General features: G+C 56.3%; 17 protein-coding genes. 9 read left to right on the top strand and 8 right to left on the bottom strand.

The genetic code is table 11. The features are described 5' to 3' along the window. Positions 1 to 26: 26 nt before the first annotated feature. Complete coding sequence (locus ACT2B1_RS16145; RefSeq protein WP_298856020.1) at positions 27 to 1,055, top strand: ABC transporter permease; 1,029 nt, start codon at positions 27 to 29, stop codon at positions 1,053 to 1,055. Positions 1,056 to 1,067: 12 nt separating this feature from the next. Beyond that, positions 1,068 to 2,126: a quaternary amine ABC transporter ATP-binding protein gene (locus ACT2B1_RS16150; protein ID WP_298856018.1), complete on the top strand. Its 1,059-nt coding sequence runs from the start codon at positions 1,068 to 1,070 to the stop codon at positions 2,124 to 2,126. A gap of 33 nt (positions 2,127 to 2,159) precedes the next feature. On the opposite strand, the gene ACT2B1_RS16155 is transcribed toward ACT2B1_RS16150, so the two are convergent. After that, positions 2,160 to 3,083 (bottom strand): LysR substrate-binding domain-containing protein, encoded by a 924-nt coding sequence (locus tag ACT2B1_RS16155; RefSeq protein WP_298856016.1) that lies wholly within the window; start codon positions 3,081 to 3,083, stop codon positions 2,160 to 2,162. A 237-nt stretch (positions 3,084 to 3,320) separates the two neighbouring features. Between ACT2B1_RS16155 and ACT2B1_RS16160 the strand changes: the two genes are divergently transcribed. From ACT2B1_RS16160 to ACT2B1_RS16190, 7 genes are all read left to right on the top strand, one after another. Further along, positions 3,321 to 4,769: a long-chain-fatty-acid--CoA ligase gene (locus ACT2B1_RS16160; protein ID WP_481668168.1), complete on the top strand. Its 1,449-nt coding sequence runs from the start codon at positions 3,321 to 3,323 to the stop codon at positions 4,767 to 4,769. Positions 4,770 to 4,800: 31 nt separating this feature from the next. Further along, positions 4,801 to 4,926: a hypothetical protein gene (locus ACT2B1_RS16165; RefSeq protein ID WP_481669031.1), complete on the top strand. Its 126-nt coding sequence runs from the start codon at positions 4,801 to 4,803 to the stop codon at positions 4,924 to 4,926. Then, a complete protein-coding gene (locus ACT2B1_RS16170) occupies positions 4,923 to 5,609 on the top strand; it encodes a dimethylsulfonioproprionate lyase family protein (protein ID WP_014880570.1) in 687 nt (228 codons plus the stop codon). The genes ACT2B1_RS16165 and ACT2B1_RS16170 overlap by 4 nt, the downstream gene beginning before the upstream one ends. 11 nt (positions 5,610 to 5,620) lie before the next feature. Beyond that, positions 5,621 to 7,741, top strand: a complete 2,121-nt coding sequence (locus ACT2B1_RS16175; RefSeq protein ID WP_298856007.1) for a 3-hydroxyacyl-CoA dehydrogenase NAD-binding domain-containing protein — start codon at positions 5,621 to 5,623, stop codon at positions 7,739 to 7,741. Further along, positions 7,738 to 8,922, top strand: coding sequence for an acetyl-CoA C-acyltransferase (locus tag ACT2B1_RS16180; protein WP_481668169.1), 1,185 nt, complete (start codon positions 7,738 to 7,740; stop codon positions 8,920 to 8,922). Before ACT2B1_RS16175 ends, ACT2B1_RS16180 begins: the two co-directional genes overlap by 4 nt. Positions 8,923 to 9,050: 128 nt before the next feature. After that, on the top strand, positions 9,051 to 10,070 hold the full coding sequence (locus tag ACT2B1_RS16185; protein WP_170520204.1) for an AraC family transcriptional regulator: 1,020 nt from the start codon (positions 9,051 to 9,053) through the stop codon (positions 10,068 to 10,070). A gap of 192 nt (positions 10,071 to 10,262) precedes the next feature. Beyond that, positions 10,263 to 11,441 (top strand): acyl-CoA dehydrogenase family protein, encoded by a 1,179-nt coding sequence (locus tag ACT2B1_RS16190; RefSeq protein ID WP_481668170.1) that lies wholly within the window; start codon positions 10,263 to 10,265, stop codon positions 11,439 to 11,441. Between the two features lie 643 nt (positions 11,442 to 12,084). Here the strand turns inward: ACT2B1_RS16190 and ACT2B1_RS16195 are convergent. The 7 genes from ACT2B1_RS16195 to ACT2B1_RS16225 form a co-directional block, all read right to left on the bottom strand. After that, positions 12,085 to 13,401, bottom strand: coding sequence for a TRAP transporter large permease (locus ACT2B1_RS16195; protein ID WP_299353548.1), 1,317 nt, complete (start codon positions 13,399 to 13,401; stop codon positions 12,085 to 12,087). Continuing rightward, on the bottom strand, positions 13,401 to 13,946 hold the full coding sequence (locus tag ACT2B1_RS16200) for a TRAP transporter small permease (RefSeq protein WP_481668171.1): 546 nt from the start codon (positions 13,944 to 13,946) through the stop codon (positions 13,401 to 13,403). Before ACT2B1_RS16200 ends, ACT2B1_RS16195 begins: the two co-directional genes overlap by 1 nt. Before the next feature lie 81 nt (positions 13,947 to 14,027). Then, positions 14,028 to 15,041: a TRAP transporter substrate-binding protein gene (locus tag ACT2B1_RS16205; RefSeq protein WP_299353554.1), complete on the bottom strand. Its 1,014-nt coding sequence runs from the start codon at positions 15,039 to 15,041 to the stop codon at positions 14,028 to 14,030. Positions 15,042 to 15,173: 132 nt separating this feature from the next. After that, positions 15,174 to 15,965 carry a DNA-binding transcriptional regulator gene (locus tag ACT2B1_RS16210; RefSeq protein WP_481668172.1) on the bottom strand — a complete coding sequence of 264 codons (792 nt, stop codon included), beginning with the start codon at positions 15,963 to 15,965 and terminating at the stop codon, positions 15,174 to 15,176. Positions 15,966 to 16,012: 47 nt separating this feature from the next. Next, entirely contained in the window at positions 16,013 to 16,993 is a 981-nt protein-coding gene (locus ACT2B1_RS16215) for a fumarylacetoacetate hydrolase family protein (RefSeq protein WP_481668173.1), read from the bottom strand. Next, positions 16,990 to 18,504, bottom strand: coding sequence for a bifunctional 3-(3-hydroxy-phenyl)propionate/3-hydroxycinnamic acid hydroxylase MhpA (gene mhpA, locus ACT2B1_RS16220; RefSeq protein ID WP_299353562.1), 1,515 nt, complete (start codon positions 18,502 to 18,504; stop codon positions 16,990 to 16,992). The genes ACT2B1_RS16215 and mhpA overlap by 4 nt, the downstream gene beginning before the upstream one ends. A gap of 14 nt (positions 18,505 to 18,518) precedes the next feature. Next, positions 18,519 to 19,490, bottom strand: a complete 972-nt coding sequence (locus ACT2B1_RS16225) for a VOC family protein (RefSeq protein WP_481668174.1) — start codon at positions 19,488 to 19,490, stop codon at positions 18,519 to 18,521. Between the last annotated feature and the right edge of the window lie 664 nt (positions 19,491 to 20,154).

The following is a 20,154-nucleotide window of genomic DNA, read 5'->3' on the forward strand; positions in this document are numbered from 1 at the left end:
CTGAAGTAGATCGGAAAGTGGGATAAATGGCCTTCTATGACAAGTTGTTCAGCGCATTGGGTTTGAGCGAATGGTGTGGCACGTCAGATGACAAAGCGCCTCTTTCGCTGGCGGACCTTGCGGCGCAAGCAGGAGGAGAAGAGGCCTCTGGGCCGTTCATTCCAATTCCCTCATTTGATAATCTGCACGAAAGCTGCAACCGCATATGGCAGTCGCGCGATGTAACCAACGGGATCGAAGAAGGGTTTCTGGCAGCCAAACCGGTCCTGAAAACCGTTCTGGACCCGATCACACAGCCATTGAGCTGGATATTGGATGGCGCACTTTGGCTGTTTGAAGCGACGCCATGGTTCATCATGGTCCCGCTTCTGGTGGCGATTTCCTGGTACGCGTCACGTTCGCGCCCTGTGACGATCTTCGTGGCCGCCTCGATTATGATGCTGGCCCTCGTAGACCACTACGATGTGGCGATGCAAACCCTGTCGATCGTCTTTGTGTGTACGACGATTTCGGTGCTGTTCGGTGTGCCCATTGGAATTGCCATGTCGAAATCCGACCGACTGCAAAAAGGCGTCGTTCCGTTGCTCGACCTGCTGCAGACCCTGCCGACATTCGTGTACCTGATCCCTCTGATTTTCTTGTTCTCGGTCACGGAATCCAAACTGTACGGGATTGCGATCATCCTTTACGCGATTGTCCCGGTGATCCGCCTGACCGATCTGGGCATCCGGCTTGTCGACAGGGATGTGATCGAAGCGGCCAATGCCTTTGGCATGAATGACCGCCAGAAACTGATGCGAGTACAATTGCCGCTGGCGTTGCCGAACATCATGGCCGGGATCAACCAGACCATCATGATGAGCCTTGCCATGGTCGTGATCGCCTCTCTTGTTTCGGCCCCTGGCCTTGGCGTGAACGTGTTGCGCGGTATCCGAAACCTTGAACTGGGTGTGGGCATCGTTGCGGGTATCGGCATTGTTCTGCTGGCCGTGATCCTTGACCGCGTGTCAAAGGCAGCTCTCACACGGGTCGATAAGACCCAAGTCAAACATTAAGGAGCCGGTTCAATGACACAGCCAATGGTCCGCCTGTCCGGGCTCTATAAAATCTTTGGCGCCCGCGACAAGGACGTGTTGCACCATGTCCAGGATGGCATGGGCAAGGAAGAATTGCTGGCGCAGCACGGGCACGTGTTGGGGCTCAACAACATCAACATCGATATGCAGGCGGGGGAAATCACAGTGGTCATGGGCCTGTCCGGCTCTGGGAAATCTACTCTGATCCGCCACTTGAACCGCTTGATCGAACCCACTGCGGGCGAGATCATCGTGCAGGGTGAGGACGTGATGCAACTGTCCGAGGACGGGTTGCGCCATGCTCGACAGGAAAAGATGTCGATGGTGTTCCAGAAGTTCGCGCTTTTGCCGCACAAAACCGTGCTGAAGAACGCAGGCATGCCGCTCTCGGTGCGCGGCGAGGACGAGACGACTTGCGACCGTGAAGCCGCAAAATGGCTGGAACGCGTGGGTCTTAGCGGGTTCGAGAACCATTATCCAGCGCAATTGTCCGGTGGGATGCAACAGCGTGTGGGCATTGCCCGGGCGCTGACCGCGAACACACCGATCATGCTGATGGACGAGGCTTTCTCGGCTCTTGACCCACTGATCCGAACCGACATGCAGGACCTGCTGCTCGAGCTGCAAAAAGAGCTGCACAAGACCATCATCTTCATCACTCACGATCTAGATGAGGCGTTGAAGCTGGCCGATCACCTTGTGATCCTAAAGGACGGCTTTGTCGTGCAGCAGGGTGAGCCGCAGCATATCCTGCTGAACCCCAACGATCCCTATATCGAAGATTTCGTGAGCGACATCAACCGCGCACGGGTTCTGCGGGTGCGCTCGATTATGACCCCGCTTGTCGGTGGCAAAGTGCCAAAAGATGCCCATGGCGAAGTGGACGTGAACGACACGCTCGAAAGCATGATCGCGCGGTCCGGCGGGGATACGTCACACGCCTATGTTGTCAAGGATGGGGAGAAGACAGTCGGCTCACTGGATATGACTGAACTGGTTCGCGCTCTTGTCCCTCGCGTCGCATCCGAGGCCGGTGCCCGTCAGTCCTGAAGCGCGCTGACGGCAGAGCTGGAATTCAACAGATCAGGCCCGAAATAGCCGCATGGTTGGGTCGGCTTCGATCTGTTCGAACAGCCAGTCGATAAATGTATCGAGCTTGGGGTTGGGTGCACGCTCTTTTTGCGTCGCCAGATACCAGCGGCCTGGCTCGGGTACTGAAATGTCGAAGGGTCTAACCAGACGCCCCCGCTCAAGATCACGCTCGCAAAACGGTGCCCTTGCGACGCTGATACCGTGATTATTTAGAACAGCCTCACGGACAAGCGGGTAATTGTCGAAAACAGAGCCAAATTTCATCGTTTCGCGATCTAAGCCCGCCGCATCCAACCAACAGTCCCAGTCATCCGGCTCATTCCATGTGCTTGGGACACTAAGCAGAAGGAAATTTCTGAGCTCTTCCAGCGGCATTCCACCGCTTGCGGTTTTCAAGGCCTCCGGAGCACATACCGGGTAGATATCGGTTTCGAACAAGGGGCTGTAGTCAAATCTCTTATCAAACGGTGGCGCGTTGAACACGCCCACATCGAACCGGTGCATATCATAATCACCGTCTTCAAAGGTCGAGACGATGCGCACGCGTGTGTCCGGATTATCCTGAAGAAATTCAGCCAATCTGGGCTGTAACCACATTGTATTGAAACTTGCGTAGGACTGAACGAGCAACACGTCCGGTTCCTCAGGTGTCTGGATGCGCCGAGTGGCTTTGATGATTCCCTGAATGTGTTCGCGTATTGGCGGGTAATATTGCTCGCCAGCCGGTGTTAGCTCGACCGAACGGCTTGTGCGTTCCAGTAGTTTAACACCGATTGTTGTTTCTAATGCTTTGACCTGGTGGCTGACTGCCGCATGCGTCACACAAATCTCGTCAGCGGCCTTTCGGAAACTCTTGTGACGCGCCACCGCCTCAAAAGCGCGCAGTGAAACCAGCGTGGGCATGTGAGTGGTCATTGCTGCATCTCCTCGATGAAATCAATTCTGCTTACCCTCAAGCAGAGTTATCCGACGACGGGCGCGAATATAGCAGGGTATTGATACTCTTTTTCATAACCTGTCAGGGGGTAGCACGCAATTCGCGGTGCGATGTGATCGGTTAGAATATCTTGATGAACGGAAATTTCTTTCAGTTCTTCAACTGGGGAAGAGATGCCAGATTAGGGGCTAAAGAAGCTCAAGGATTCCACCTTCATGCCGCCACTTTCACCTTCGCCAAATGCATATGGCTATCCGTTGCTGATTAAACACTTGCTGGCCGGATCCCAGCTTGCGTCAGCCAGCCAAGAGATCGTCAGCGGCACCGAAATGCGGTTGAGCTATGCGGACTTGGGCAAACGCGTGCGCCAACTTGCCAATTCTTTAAAGGCGAGCGGGATACATGAGGGTATGCGCGTCGGTGTCATGGATTGGGATACGCACCGTTATCTTGAGTGTTTTTTCGCGATCCCGATGATGGGCGCGTCCCTTTTCACGATCAACGTGCGTCTGTCTCCTGCTCAGGTTCTTTATACGATCAACCATGGGCAACCGGATCTGATCATCGTGCACCGCGATTTCATGCCGCTCATTGAGGGTATCAAATCGGGCTTTGATCGGGACATCACCATCGTGCCGATTGGAGACGGAGAAGGATATGAAGAGTGGATAGGCAAAGCCCCAGGCAGCTTTGACTTCCCGGACTTCGATGAAAACCAAACGGCAACCTTGTTTTATACAACCGGGACCACCGGCAATCCCAAAGGAGTGAGCTATTCACATCGGCAGTTGGTCCTTCACACCTTGGGTCTGATCGCTGGTTTCGGCGCGTGGCCCGGGAATGCCGGATTTCATCGCGGCGACGTTTACATGCCGCTTACACCATTGTTTCATGTCCACGGCTGGGGATTTCCATATGCCGCAACGATGCTGGGGCTGCGTCAGGTCTATCCCGGTCGATATGACCCTGACACTATCTTGCGATTGATTGCAGCCGAAGGCGTCACCTTTTCCCATTGCGTGCCAACGGTTCTGTCAATGGCGCTCGACCATCCCATCTGCCCGCAAACTGACCTGCACAGATGGAAAGTGATCATTGGCGGGGCCGCCTTGCCGCGAGGCCTGCAGGACCGCGCCGCGGCGGCAGGCATATCCTTGCATGCGGCCTATGGGATGTCCGAAACCTGTCCGTTTCTGACGGTGGCCGATTTGTCCAGCAATGACCCCGAGATGCAGGCGCAAACCGGCTTTCCCGGCCCTCTTGTCGACCTTCGTGTTGTAACACCGGATATGCAGGACGTCCCACATGACGGTGAAACAACCGGCGAAGTTGTTGCTCGGGCGCCCTGGTTGACACAAGGCTATCTGGATAATGCGCAAGCCTCGGATGAGCTTTGGGACGGTGGGTATCTGCATACCGGGGATGTTGGGTATATCCGCGAGAATGGATCGCTGCAGATTACTGACCGCCTCAAGGATGTGATCAAGACCGGCGGCGAATGGATATCCTCACTGGCACTGGAAAACATAGCATCGTCTTGCAGCGGCGTTGAGGACGTCGCGGCAATCGGGTTGCCGCACGCGAAATGGGGTGAAAGGCCGGTCTTGGTTGCTCAAGCCGCAAAAGATGCCGATCCGGATCTTGTGCGCTTGAGAAGTCATTGAAGAAATCCAGTCGCGTGTCGGTGCAGGCGAGATCTCAAAATGGGCAGTTCCAGACGAGATAGTCTTTGTCGACCGCCTACCTAAAACCAGCGTCGGCAAGCTCGACAAGAAACTCGTGCGGAAAGATATTTCAACGCGCTCGGACTTTAAATCATGACAGACAAGCAACGCCGTATTCAGGCGCTTATCGGGTCCATTGTCACCTATCTGCAGGCTCACAGAGCTGCCACGCGCGGCGTTGACCTGACGTTGGACAAGCTGGCAGCCATGGACCTGAAGGGTGAGAGGCTCATTGATTTACCTCCCCAAGGAACCCGGCACGATGAGGTTCTGAAGAACGCCATCGCCGGGATTGTCGCCCCCGAATTGCAGGAAATCGCAGGTTGTCTGAAAGCGGCCAAGGATGATCTGATCTGGCGCGAAGACAACGCCCAATTCTATCCCCCTGGTGCCGAATTGGGCGAGGGATACACAAAGTGTAACCTACATACTCTGCTGATTGGGCCAGACGCATGTGGACATCACCATCCCGATTTCAACCTTGGCATTTTCATGCTGGGTCCAAGGACGCTGTATCGCGACCACAACCACGACGCGCCAGAGCTGTACCTGAACCTGTCCGAGAAATCTGGTTGGCGGTTTGGCACCCGTGACTGGCAGGATTATCCGGCTGGATCACTTATCTGGAACGCGGCGGGCGATCCCCACGCCACCCGGGTCTATGACCAGCCATTTATCTCCGTCTTTGTCTGGCTCGAGAACGTGAATTCACCCTGCAACGTAATCCACTTCGACGATTGGGCAGAGATCGAACAAGATCTTGCCAAACAGTCCAATTGAGGTTTCCAAACATGATTTCCACTAAACACACCGAGAGTGTCGCTTTCATTGAGCTGAATGCCCCGCCAGTGAACGCTCTTGGTCTCAAGATGCGACTGGCGCTTTCCTCGGCCATCCACGAGCTGGACGCCGATGAACAGGTCAAAGCTATCGTTCTATGCTCGGCTCTGCCGCTCTATTGCGGCGGCGCTGATATCGTTGAGTTCCGCACCGGGGCAGTTTGGGACAAGCCGGACCTGCCAGACCTGTGTGTAACGATTGAAACCAGCAAGAAACCCATTATCGCCGCGATAGCAGGTCCCGCTATGGGTGGTGCGCTGGAGATCGCGCTTGCCTGTGATTACCGTGTCGCCACGCCGGATGCCGTGATGGGCCTACCTGAGATCAAACTGGGGCTGCTGCCTGGTGCCGGAGGCACCCAACGACTACCCCGGATTGCCGGTCTGGAAGTGGCAACGCAAATGATCCTTTCCGGTGACCCCGTGAAAGGCGATTATGCCCTGTCTTGTGGGCTGGTCGACGCACTATTTGAGAACGACCAGGATTTTCGCGCGCATGTTTTGGGTTTCGCCACCCGTGTCAGCCATGAGGGCGATCCGAAACGCAGTTGCGCGGATATGACCGTCACACATCCTGATCCGAAGGGTTATCTCGCGGGTTTCCGAGACCAGATAGCGCACACGTCCAAAAACCTTGTCGCCCCTGAACGATGTTTGGTGTCCATCGAGGCCGCGTGCGAAATGCCGCTGGCCGAGGGGTTGGCACAAGAGAAGGCAGGTTTCGCTGAACTGCTCGACACACCTCAATCGCGGGCGGGGCGGCATCTGTTCTTTGCAGAGCGTGAATGCACCAAGGTTCCCGGCGTTACCCGTGCTGACCAACCACGTAGCATTTCATCGGTGGCTATGATCGGTGCCGGAACAATGGGGCGCGGCATTGCCATCGCCTTTCTGCAGGCGGGGTATCCGGTCACGTTTCTGGAAACCACGCAAGGTGCGCTCGAACAGGGGCTGGAAAAGGTCCGGGAGCATTTCCAGCGTGCGGCTCAAAAAGGGCGGCTCAGTGCGGATCGGGCAGAGGCAATCTCCGCCAACGCCACCGGGACACTCAGCTACGGCGACCTTGCAGAGGCCGACCTGATCATTGAAGCGGCGTTTGAAAGCATGGATGTCAAACGCCAGATTTTTGAAGCCCTGGACCGACACGCAAAACCTGGCGCGATACTGGCCTCAAACACATCGACATTGGATGTTGATGAAATCGCCGCAGTCACATCCCGCCCGGAGGATGTGATTGGTCTCCATTTCTTCAGCCCGGCCAATGTCATGCGCTTGCTGGAGGTGGGGCGCGGCGCCAAGACCGCTCCCGATGTCATTGCAACGGCAATCACGGTCGCAAAGAAGATCCGGAAGCTCCCTGTCACGGTTGGCGTGTGCTACGGCTTTGTTGGAAACCGGATGCTGGAGCCATACTTCCGCGAAGGATCCCGTCTGCTTCTAGAGGGGGCGACGCCGAAACAGGTGGATGACGTCCTTGAAGGCTTCGGCATGGCCATGGGCATTCATGCGATGGCAGATCTGGCGGGAGTCGATGTGGGCGCCCGCGTGCGTCAGGAGCGGCGTAGTGAAATCGCGCATGACCCGACATACCAGGCTGTGCAGGACAGGTTGTTTAAACTAGGCCGACTGGGTCAGAAAACCGGGCGAGGAAGCTATGTCTACGAGGGGCGGACGCGGGTCGAAGACCCTGAGATTGTTCAAATCAGTGCCCATTTGGCAGACTTGCATGGCGTGAAGCGCAGGGAAATCGACGATCAGGAAATCCTTGAGCGTTGTCTGTTCCCCCTGATCAACGAGGGCTTCTTGATCCTTGAAGAGGGCATTGCGACGCGCCCGGGTGATTGCGACCTGATCTGGACCAACGGCTATGGCTTTCCGAACTGGCGCGGCGGCCCAATGCACTATGCCGACGAGTTTGGATTAAGCCAGATTCTGGAACGCATGAACCACTATCGGCAGTCGCTTGGTGCCTATGGTGAGATGTGGTTCACGCCTGCGCCTTTGCTGGAAGAACTCGCAACCTCGGGCGTAACACTTGCCGCGCATTTTGATGCCAAAAAGGAAAAATCATGAGAGAAGCCGTTATCGTCTCAACCGCACGAACCCCTATTGGGGTTGCCTTCAAAGGTTCGCTGAACAACATCAAATCCCCTACCATGATGGGGCACGCCATTCAACACGCTGTTGAACGTGCAGGCGTGGACCCCGGTTCGATCGAAGATGTCGTCATCGGATCGGTCCTTACGGCGGGAACCGCAGGCATGAATGTCGCGCGTTTGTCGGCGCTGGCGGCGGGCCTTCCCAATACGGTGGCAGGACAGACGATCGACAGGCAATGTTCATCGGGATTGATGGCCATTGCGACGGCCGCAAAGCAGGTCATTGTGGATGGTCAGAATGTCTCGGTGGCAGGCGGGCAGGAAAATATTTCCATCCTGCAGAATGCCTATCTGAAATGGGCGGGCGATGAGAAAGATCCAAACGTTATCGCCCAATCTGAACATGCCTATATGCCGATGCTGATGACGGCGGAAAATGTGGCGCAGGTATATGGGATCAGTCGTGACGCCCAGGATGAATACGCTGCACTTTCCCAAGGTCGGACGGCCCGGGCTCAGGCCGCTGGCGCCTTTGATGACGAGATCGTTCCGATCACTGCGATAAAGCGGGGCAAGAATCGCGAAACCGGAGAGGAAACCCTGGAAGAAGTGACCTTGTCAAAAGACGAAGGCAACCGGCCGGGCACGACGGCCGAAACTCTCGGGGCATTGAACCCAGTTGTCGAAGGAGGCGTGATTACTGCCGGAAACGCAAGCCAACTCTCTGACGGGGCCTCGGCTTGTGTGCTCATGGAAGGCAAAGTGGCTGAGCAGCAGGGCCTCACACCGCTAGGTATCTATCGCGGCATGGCTGTTGCAGGAAACGCACCGGAAGAGATGGGGGTCGGCCCGATCTTTGCAATTCCAAAGCTGCTGAAGAATGCAGGTCTTCGCATCGAAGACATCGGCCTTTGGGAGCTTAACGAAGCCTTTGCCTGCCAGGTTCTGTATTGCCGTGACCATCTTGGGATCGATCCCGAAATCTACAACGTGAACGGCGGTGCAATATCGATTGGCCACCCCTACGGCATGACAGGTGCGAGACAAGTCGGGCATGCTCTGATTGAGGGGAGGCGTCGTGGCGTGAAATACGTGGTGACCTCCATGTGTGTCGGCGGAGGCATGGGCGCCGCAGCACTGTTCGAAGTCGCCTGACCCCACTGAAATGAGTTCAAGCAGAGCGTTATCTGGTTGAGACATTGACATTCTGTCATCTGCGAAGGCCGCCATCTGCAAGCCTGCGTTTCATGTCGACCGGAATTGGTGATACCTCCTGAGGCGTTATGACCAATGTCACGCCAACGATCCTTTCCACGGTTTCCAGCCAGTTTGTCGATGACTGGCTGGCGGCGCTGCGTGCCCTGTGCCCAGAGGCGCAGATGGCGTCGCTGCTTAGCCGGTCCGGTCTGAACGCGGATACGCGCTCGCCGAATGGTCGCGTCACGCTGGATCAGATCGTTTGCCTCTATCAACTTGCCGCAGTTGAGACCGGTGATGAGATGATGGGGCTTTGGAGCAGACCCGTCCGGCCGAGGGCCCTACAACATCTTCTGACCACTGTCAGGGAAGCCACGTCTCTTGCATCGGCGCTCTACCGGTTTTCAACGTTCTGGAACTTGTTGCTGGATGATTATCAGTTTGATCTGGAGGACGCCGACAACGCGTTGGTGCTTACCCTGAAACCACAAGGCGAAGTGCCGCTTCAGCGGTTTGGACATATGCTGATCCTCAAACTTGCCCACGGGCTCATGTCTTGGCTGGCAGGGCACGAGGTTCCGGTCAGGGGCGTCGATTTCGCATTTGACCGCCCGGACTTTGATCAGGATTACGCGATCATCTTTCCCGCACCGCTACGGTTTGGCCAACCCGCCACCGCCATCGCGTTTGACCCGAATGCACTGGGTCCAGTGCAAACTCGAAGTACAGCTGATCTTGACCGGTTTTTGCAAAACGCGCCCCGGGACTGGATCTTCACCTCTTCGCGTGAACACACCCAATCGCTGCGGGTGCGCACTTATCTGGGCCAAACGGGATGGGACGCGGCGACCCTGACCCAGACAGCATCCGCAATGCACATGACCCCGCGCACCCTGATCCGCAGGTTGCAGTCGGATGGGACGTCGTTTCAGGCGATCAAGGATGCCCTGCGGCGCGACATCGCGATCCGCGATCTACAAGCGGGACGCAAAAGCGTTGAGGCCATCGCACATGATGTCGGCTTTTCCTCGGCTGCCAATTTCCACAGGGCCTTTCAACGCTGGACCGGCAGTACACCCAGCGCATATCGCAAATCACATACATAAGCGGCCATTTGTCACTTTTGGACAATTATCTGTCAGCACACGAGATAGAGCTTAACGGGCTGGCTCGCTAAGTCTTGCCGCAGAGAAGCATTTTCTGCTGAAGTTTCGCCTTCATAGCTCATCAGTCCGGCCATCCACGATTGCCGGGTTGTGGCGTCATCTGAGAACAATCGCCATTGAAAGGATCCATCAATGTCAGACAAACTCGCCACCATACTCCAGGCCGCACGCGACCACGCCGAGCAGGTCATCCTGCCCAATGTGGACGCCTGGAACGCCACGAAGACATGGCCCCGTGATGCGTCAGACAAGGCCGGGGCCGTTGGCCTGACGGGGCTCTACGCCCCCGAGGAGTTTGGCGGCCAGGGCTTGCCACTTTCAGAGGGCATTCAGGTCTACGAACAGCTGGGGCTCGGAGATGGCGCTTATGCCTTTGCCCTGTCGATGCATAACATCTGTACGTTCGCGGGCTGCGGCTATGGCACAGATGCCTTCAAGGAAAAATGGGCGCGAGACCTGACCTCTGGCCGCAAACTGGCGAACTTTGCACTGACCGAACCGCAATCCGGATCGGATGCCACAAACATGTATTCGCGGGCCGTGATCAATGACGACGGCACATGGACGATCAGCGGTGCGAAGGCATGGGTCAGCCTGGCGACCGAGGCTGATATCTATTTCACCGTGGTCAAGACCAGCAATGAGCCCGGCCACCAGGATATGGCGATGATCGCCATTCCAGCCGATGCGCCGGGCCTCAGCTTTGGTCCGCTCTACGACACCCCGTCCTATAACTTCCTGCCGCTGGCCGAGATGTACATGGACACAGTCGTGGTGAGTGACGACAACATCATCTTGCCGATCGGTCAGGGCTTGCAAGGCTCGCTCATGGCGATCGATATCGCCCGCGTTTCGATTGCGTCAGGATGCTGTGGATTGATGCAAGCCGCATTGGACACGGCGCTGTCCTATTCCAAGAACCGCAAGATGTTCGGTGGCAAGAACCTCGATCTGGACGGGATCCAGTGGATGCTCGGCGAGGTTGCAACCGATCTTGAAGCCTCCAAGCTGCTCTATCGAAGGGCGGCAGAATCCCTTGGCACACCCGAAGGCCCTCTGATGGCCGCTCATGCCAAACGGTTTGTGCCAGATGCCGCAGTGAAGGCTGCGAACACCTGCACGCAAGTGTTGGGCGGTATGGGGCTGTTGCAGCCCTATGGTCTGGATCGTTTGTCCCGCCTCGCACAAATGCTGCGGATCGTGGACGGGACGACCGAAATCAGCCGGGTGGTCATTGGGCGGGCCCTGCAAAGACGAGCGGCGACCTTGCCTGACCTGCCAGTACCGAAAGGATTTGGTGGAACCGGCTGAACGTCCCACCCCCGGTGAAGCGGAACCAACCTGAAAATCTCCTCTGAGATCGGTAAAGTCGAAAGACCAGCCGCACATGTGCGGCCGGTTACTCGAGATTGCAGACCTTGGTGCAAACGCAGCGGATTCACCCTTTGTCCGCAACTCGGTCATTGATGCACTGCGCAGCGAATGACTGCAGTGAGCCCGGAGTAGACATAGTCAACGCCGACGCTCGCAGGTGCTGCAACTCCCGCTTACCGAGACCATCAGCCACACTGCAGAAAGAAAAGCTGCCGTTCGTTACGCCCTCAGAAATTGTCCCGCCACCGGTGTTTGACTGGGCGACTATGCAATCTTTGGCTGCAATTCCGGCAATCCGGCACTGAAAATGTCAGTCGCGCGGAACGCACCAAGGTTCTCGTACTTCTCTCTTTCAGCAGAGATCGCTGCCGAATGCATTGCAGTGAAGGCGAGAAATGCAGGACCTTTGTCGGAGCTGAGGAATAGCCCGTGCTGTAACCTCAATTGAATTTCGCAAAACAGATGTTGGAAGGCTAACCAATCTCTAACTAGGTTCGTTGAGCGCCGAACGCCGCGAGCCGTACGTTTTAACACGCCATATCAGAGAGTTGGTTAGCGTCCTTTTGGGAGGCACCACTCGCTAGTGCATAGAGTTTGGCAGGAACAGCACCAGTGTTGGTACAAGTACCAACACGGCCAAGCGGATGATGTCGACGACCCAGAATGGCGTGACGCCTTTGAAGATCGTTGCTGTCGACACGTTCCCAACAACGCCTTTGAGGACAAAGACATTCAATCCGACCGGTGGTGTAATCAGGCTGATTTCGGTGACGACGACAACAATGATGCCGAACCAGACCGGATCAAAGCCTAGGCTCGTGACCAGTGGAAAAAAGATCGGCACAGTCAGCAATAGCATCGAAAGGCTTTCGAAAACACATCCGAGGATGACATAAACGCCAAGGATCATCAGCATTACCGTCATTGGCCCCAGACCCGCAGAGGAAACCGTGGCGCGCAGCGCTTCCGGCAGGCCGGCAAGGTTCACAAAGTTTGAAAACACCCAGGCGCCGATCAGAACAGTAAACAGAGCGGCGGTCGTCTGGGCGGTTTCGATCAAGACCTGCATCGTTGCAGCAAAGCTGAGTCTGCGCCGCGAAAAAGCGATCAGAAAGGCTCCTGCCGCGCCCATACCTGCCGCCTCGGTCGGGGAAAATGTCAAATTCAGTGGCCAGAAGTCCAAAACTCCGTACAACCCGCCGATTACAATGAAGAACAACAGAAGTACCGCCCACACGCCTTTCAAAGCCTTGGCACGATCAACCCAGCTCGCGCGATCCCCGGCGGGGCCGGCCTCTGGGTTGCGCAGGATCGTGTAGCGCACTGCCGCAAGGTAAAGAACGACCCCGAGCAATCCCGGGATGATACCGGCGATGAACAATTTTCCGATGCTGGTTTCGGTCAGCAAACCATAGATAACAAGAATGACAGAGGGCGGTATAAGAATCCCCAACGTGCCCCCGGCGGCGATGGATGCCGTCGACAGGCTGTCAGCATAATTGTATTTGCGCATTTGAGGCATCGCGACTTTTGACATCGTGGCAGCAGTCGCCAGGGACGAGCCGCAGATGGCCGAAAATCCGGCACAAGCAACGATTGTCGCCATTGCCAGCCCACCTCGAAAGTGACCCATAAAGGCGTAAGATACCTGATACAATTCGCGCGACAGTCCGCCCTTATTCACGAAAAGCCCCATCAGGATGAACAGTGGGACAACCGACAGCCCGTAGTCCTGTGCGGTGTCTATGATCAACCGACCGACCATAGAAATCGAGGCACGAAACCCGCGCAGTTCAGCATAGCCGACAAACCCCACAAACCCCATTGCTATCGCAATCGGCATCCGCAGGAACACAAGGAAAAGGACCGCAGCCAGGCCAAGGATGGAAAACAGCATCAGAAGTTTGCCTTTGTTGGGGAAATTACTCGCGCGACGGCACGGGCAATGAAGGTGATTGCAGTGACAACGGTGAAAACGGAGATGAACCAACCGACATAGTGTTGTGGTAGGTTGAGGTATTCGCTGACATCGCCGTATTCGCGCGCACGTTCGGCAAGTTCCCAGACCCGCTTTGCGGGCCACAACAGAAAGATTCCGCACGCAAGATCAATTACAAAGTCGCGCAGGGCCGCAAGGCGACGGGAAAATAGCGGGTCCATAAGATCAACCACGATGTTCGCGCCTTTCCAACTGACGATAGGCAGAGACGAAAACACGATGATGGCCATGAACAGTCGCGTTAATTCGGTTGCCGATTCAATCGGGTTGCCAAACAGGCTGCGCAAAACGACATCTGCAAATGTCATCGACATCAACAGGAACAAGATACCGGCCGCAAACCATGTCGGGGCAACGGCGATATAGCGCCAGGGACTTGTTTGTCGCAGCGACATGTCCCAGTTTTGCGCTGGATTTGAGGTTTGGTCATCTTGTTCAGTCATGATGGTGGGTCCACTGTATGAAACAAGGCCCAATGAAGGGCCTTGTTGTTGGTGTTTTGAAACGCTGAACGTGCGGTCAGGTCACTCGGCGGACATCTGCTCGACGATAAAGGCATGCGCGGCAACTGCATCGACGCCCTTTGCACTGACCTCGGAGAGGACCTTTTCAATCAGCGGTCCTGTAAGTGCCTGCCACTTGGCCGCATCGTCAGCCGAGGCCTGTGTCAGTGCATTGTCGGAATTCGCGTGCAGCGATTCGATGCCAGCCGCATCGATCTGGTCCCAGGCTTTGCCCGCAGCGCGTGACAAGTTTTCGCCAAATACCTTATCCAGTGCAGCGCGATCGGCATCAGACAGCCTGTCGAATGTGTCCTGGTTCATGATGATGGCGAAAGATCCACGATAAAACCCGCCCGGAACTTCGTAAGAGTTTTTGGCAACTTCGAACAGTTTGAAGCTCTTCTTCGCCTCCATCGGCATCATCACACCGTCTGCGGCATTCGATTCCAATGTTTCATAGACTTTTGGAGCGGGCACACGGATGCCCGTTGCCCCCAGTGCAGCCCCGACATCGCCAGACACGCCGCCACCTAGTCGCAACTTCATTCCAGAAATGTCTTCAAGCGCGGTGATCTGCACGTTCGAATGCAGTACGCCCGGGCCATGGGTCATCATCGCCAGAACCTTGACGCCCTTGTGCTCATTCAAATCGGCAAAGAATGTGTCATACGCCCGCCAGCTTGCGACCGACGCGGCCTCGGCGTTACCCTCGTAGCCCGGAAGTTCGATCATTTTCGTCGACACGAAGCGGCCAGGCGAATAGCCGTGGAAGATCCAGGTGATATCGGCCGCACCGTCAAGCACCAGGTCGAATTGCGCCGGAGGGCTGCCCAGACCATATTTGACTTCGGCACTGACCCGCCCGTCGGTGGCCTCTTCGATCATTTTGGTTAGCTCAGGCCAGATCATGGCGTTGACGCCATGCGTTGGCGGGGCCCAAGACGAAATCGTCAGTGTGGTGTCAGCGGCCTGCGCTGCCATGGATGCAATCGACATCGCGCCGGCGGCAAGACCTGTGATCAAAGTATGTTTCATGATGTGTGTTTCCTCCCATTTCTTGGCGAAATTCTAGCGCTTCAGAGCACAAAAAAAATATGCTCTTGCGTCCAGCTGTCCGCGTGGCGGACACTTAGCGTTTTGAAGCGCGCCATATGCCCACAGACGCCGTTAAGGCCGACCCGAAATTTCAAGGGTTTCATATTCGGTGGCGATGTTCGCCGCAGCAAACTGCAAAGCGTCGGCATAACGCTTGATCGCCTGATCCATGTTCATGGCCTTGGTGACCCAGATAATCGACAAGCAGCCGACCGCGCGATCATCAGTTAGGATAGGCACGGCCAGGCTGGATGTTTTGGGCCTGAATGTGTGTGGGCCACGGGTGGCGTATCCCTGGTCGGCATAGATCGTCAGGTTTTCCTCCAGCCATCTTTTTCTGAGGAACGGCATGTCTTCGGGAAGGTTTTCGGCGCGCAATAACTCGATAATCATCTCCAGCTCGCGCGAACCACAGACCGAAAGATAGGCCCGCCCCGCTGACGAGCGCAGAATGGGCAGGGAAAAGCCGACCATCCCTGGGTCCACCGACAACGGGCTGCGGCCATGGGTCAATTCCTGGATCACCATATGGGCGTCTTCATAGGTGGAAAGATCGGCTGGCCAGGCGTGGGTTTCGGTGAATTCCGCCATAACTGGTGCCGCCACCTGACAAAGGCGCGAGCGCACCGACACATTGTCTCCCAATGCCGCGGCCAAAGGCGACACACGCACCCGGGCATCGCTGGCGGAACAGAGGACATAGCCCTCTTCTTCCAGCGTGTGCAGCAAGCGATAAACCGTTGGGCGAGGCAAACCCAGCTCTGACGCGATTTCACCCGGACGGGTTGCGCCGGCCCGGTTGAGATATCGCAGGATATTCAATCCACGCGCAAGCGCGCGGACAGTTTCAGAGTTTGCCGCCATTTATCCATCACGATCAGGGGGGCGTTCTGTCCGCCCATGATGCAGTTTCACCCGGCCACAACCGACTGGTCAATAGCGCCGAACACGCTGGTGCCGTAGTGGTCCAGCATCTCGAACCGGATTGTGTCGCCGGGTTGCATGAACCGGGTTGTCGGCTCGCCATCGCGAATGGTTTCAATCATACGCTTTTCAGCCAGACAGGATGAACCCACCTCTTGGTGGTTTTCATTGCTGACAGTGCCCGACCCGATGATCGTGCCGGCCGATAGGTCGCGGGTACGCGCGGCGTGGGCGATCAGCTCGGGAAACTCAAAGTTCAGATCCGCGCCCGCGTCGACGCATCCGAATTCGTCACCGTTGTAAGTCGTGACTAGTGACAGGTTGATGCGCCCACCAGTCCAGGCCTCTCCCAGCTCGTCGGGGGTTACGCACACGGGCGAGAAGGAACTTGCGGGTTTCGACTGGAAGAAGCCAAATCCTTTAACCAGTTCTGGGCGCATGACATGGCGCAGGCTTACATCGTTGCACAGCATGATCAGTTTGATATGCGATCTGGCCTGCTTGGCCGTGCATCCCATCGGCACGTCATCTGTGACCACGGCAATTTCGCCCTCGAAATCCAGACCCCAATCGGTATCGACGCAGGGGATTGGGTCGACCGGTCCAAGAAACCCGTCGCCACCACCTTGATAGAGCAACGGGTCGGATTCCGAATTTGCAGGCATGTCAACGCCGCGCGCCTTGCGTACAAGCCGCATATGGCTGAGATAGGCGCTACCGTCCGCCCACTGGAACGCTCGCGGCAACGGTGAGGCCAGTGCCGCCGGATCATACGACATGGAATCGACGACGCCGTCCTCGAGTTGTTTTTCAAGGTTGCGCAGGGCAGGCTCGGCGGTCTGCCAGTCTTCGATCGCTTCGCGCAGTGTGGGTGCCACGGATGTGGCCAAAGTCAAACGGGAAAGATCACGGGACACAACGACCAGCGTGCCGTCGCGCCCGCCAGTTTTCAGGGAAGCAAGTTTCATTTTACGGGCTCTCTTTCTATGATGGTTTTGTAAGGGGTTGGCAGGCTCATAGCTGCAATTGCTTTGATGTCTGTCTGAGTCATGGCGCTAGCGGCGATGTATCGGTCAGGGCGCAGCAGAACGGCATTTGCCCCAATTTCGTCCAACGCATCTGCAAAGGCAGGATGCGCTTCTCCATCAAGAACGCGCATGGCTGGCACGACATCACGGGGCAGTTTGTGACGCACCACAAGCACTGGTGCATACCCGATGGCATCATCAAGCCGCTGACCGTCACTGAGTGTCGGCTGGCTGAACAGGTGCCCGGTGTGCGGCGTGTTGCCAACCACGAGGCTGGCCAAATCACTGCGACCAAGTGGGGGCGAGGTGAACTCCATGCGAGCCTTTCCGTCGCAATCAGCTTCTGTTCGTGCCAGCGCGGTGTCGCGATCCATCGTATTGATCAAACCACCTAAGCGCACCGCCGTTTCGATGAACGTGCGCACGTGGGGCGCGCGCTCGGCTTGATAGCTGTCCAGCAAGTCAATTCCGGTTTCGCCATTGACGCAAAGCGCCAGTTTCCACGCCAGATTGGCGGCGTCACGGATCCCCGCGCACATGCCTTGACCCATAAAAGGCGGTGTCAGATGTGCGGCATCTCCGGCGATCATCAATCGACCTTTGCGCCAGTTCTGCGCGATTGCAGATCGAAACGTGTAGACCGCGCTCCGTTCCAGATCCGCATCCTCGGGGCCAATCCAGGGCGCAAGAAAATCCCATATGCGCGCGGTTTGCAAAACCTCGTCGTCGGTTTCGTCATCTAGAACCGTGATTTCCCACCGCCGCCGGTTTTCCGGGCTTCGGCAATAGGTCATTGGACGATCAGGGTTGCTGAACTGAACCGTGTGATCACCCAGATCGGGGCGGTCCCTCTTAAGCAATAGGTCCACGACCAACCAACGTTCGTCAAACCCCAGATCGTCCATGCCAGAACCGATGGCTTCACGCAGCAAAGATCGAGCACCGTCACAGCCGACAACGAAATTGGCCTTAACCATTGTGCTGTGCTCGTCGCCAGCTTTGCGACAGTACAAAGTAACCTCTTCGCCCTGATCCTCGACGCTAACAACCTCAGTTTCTGTCAGAATCATCGCAGTGTCGCGGCTGGTCAGTTTGTCACGCAACAGCTTCTCAAGGTCAGGTTGGTGAAGGCGATAACTTGAATGCCACCCCTGCGGTCCAATCCCTTGCGGACGGGGCCAGTCCATCAGCAGATTTCTTTGTTGATCGACAAAGCGCATACCCGGATTGACCCGCACTTTTTCATTCAGCTGCTCGGCTACGCCTGCGGCCTGAAAAACCCGCATGGTTTCACCGTCAAAGTGCACAGCCCGGGGGAGATGATAAATCGCCGCCTCGCGCTCGATGACAGCCACACTCACACCGCATTCGGCGAGCAGATTGGCCAGCGTCGCACCAGTTGGCCCATAGCCGACAATGGCGACATCAAAATGTTTGGTAATCTGTGCCATCAGGTTCCCCTCTCTCAGCCACGCCCACGGGTTTCATATAGCCATGGGCAATCGACTACGGGCGGCGCGCGCAACCCGTCCTCAGCGGCCTTGAGCCGCATGTCGACAAAAGGTTCCCGCCCTGACTCGGACAAGTAAAGACGGTCGTGACCCCAGAAACTGGGGCCGCACTTTGTTTCATGTGGCTCCCAGGTCGCGGGGTCGATCACGCGCCCACCCCATCCGTTTTCGACAAAGAAACCCGAGGGGCTGTTGGCGTAGAAGCTGGTCATGTAGTCATTGGTATGGCGCCCCAGCGTATAGGCAATGCCATCCTCTTCCTGGCAGGCTAGGTCATAACCCTGACCAACGTCATCAAGGTTGTGATATTCGACCATGAAGTGGTGAAACCCCGAATTGCCCGAGCCAACTATGGCAAAGCTGTGATGCCGCCCGTTGACGTGGAAAAAGTAGAGCGGCACTGGTTTCAGACCATAGTCACTGACGGCAAATCCCAGCACATCGCGATAGAACGGTAATAGAGCCGTCGCATCGGGCACGTGCAACACCGCATGCCCCATTCCAAGCGGGCCGGTTTTAAAGCCGTCGATCGGCCGCCCCGGCGTAAAGGGGTCTTCGGCTTTTTGTGGGTTCCACACCAGTTCGATCCGGTTTCCCGCAGGATCGTGAAATACGATCAGGTCTTCGACAAACCTGCGGTCTGCCAATTCACGGCTTCCCTGCCCAACCTTATGTCCCGCATTGTCCAGCCGGGCGGCGTAATCTTGCAGGTCTGATTTCTGCGAAAGTTCCCAGCCGATGAAGGCAAGCGTTTCGCCGGGTTCATCGGATATCACCAGGCGCTGCACCAAATCATCCATCCGGAAAGAAAGTTGGCGCCCGCCGTGATCAGCGAGTTGCATGGCAAGTACTTTACTTGCGAATTGCTTCCAGTCATCCGTCCGGTCGGATCGCACACCAAGATAGCCCAAAGATTGAATTGGCATTTCATTTCCTTCCACAGCTGCGCAACCAAACTAGAAAGAGACGGTACCGGAGAGAACTTCTGTCCGGCTCAGTGTCCGCCAGGCGGACAAGGTGTGCTCGTGGAGCGCCTTTGAAAACAGCGTTGTTTTTTGCGCAGATTGCATCTTTGCACGCAGCCTTGATCCGAAAAAATGGATCATTTCCGGTTTCTGACACCACGCTGGATTGGGGCGTGGACATGCTGCCGCCGAAACGGACCAATTTGCCCACGCGTCCGCTGTTCTCTGGCAATGGATGCTGCACGATGCATGAACGGCTGCTCTTGTGAAACTGCACCACAGCGTTTGACAGAGTTCATAAGGTCGTGAATGGGCCTATGGCGACAGAAGGCACGGTTTTGCGAATGACCGTTTTGTCCCGCAAGGCAGACGTAGGTCCTGTTCAAACCAACGTCTGGTTCCAGCATAAGCAGTCAGTGGGACGTCAAACCAGACGTTCGGACGTTGAAGAATAGAGGTGCAGAAGTCGGCATAGAAACACTGCAGTCAATAAGTGGGCAATCTGTTATCGGCAATATCTCTGTGTAAGCAGATTGCATGGTTCACTGGCTGGAAACTCTTCATTTCCAATTCAATATCTTTTCGGCCAAAGCCTCATAGGCCTCGGGATCGCCGTCCTCGCTTC

Source organism: Ruegeria sp. S263 (assembly GCF_056780525.1).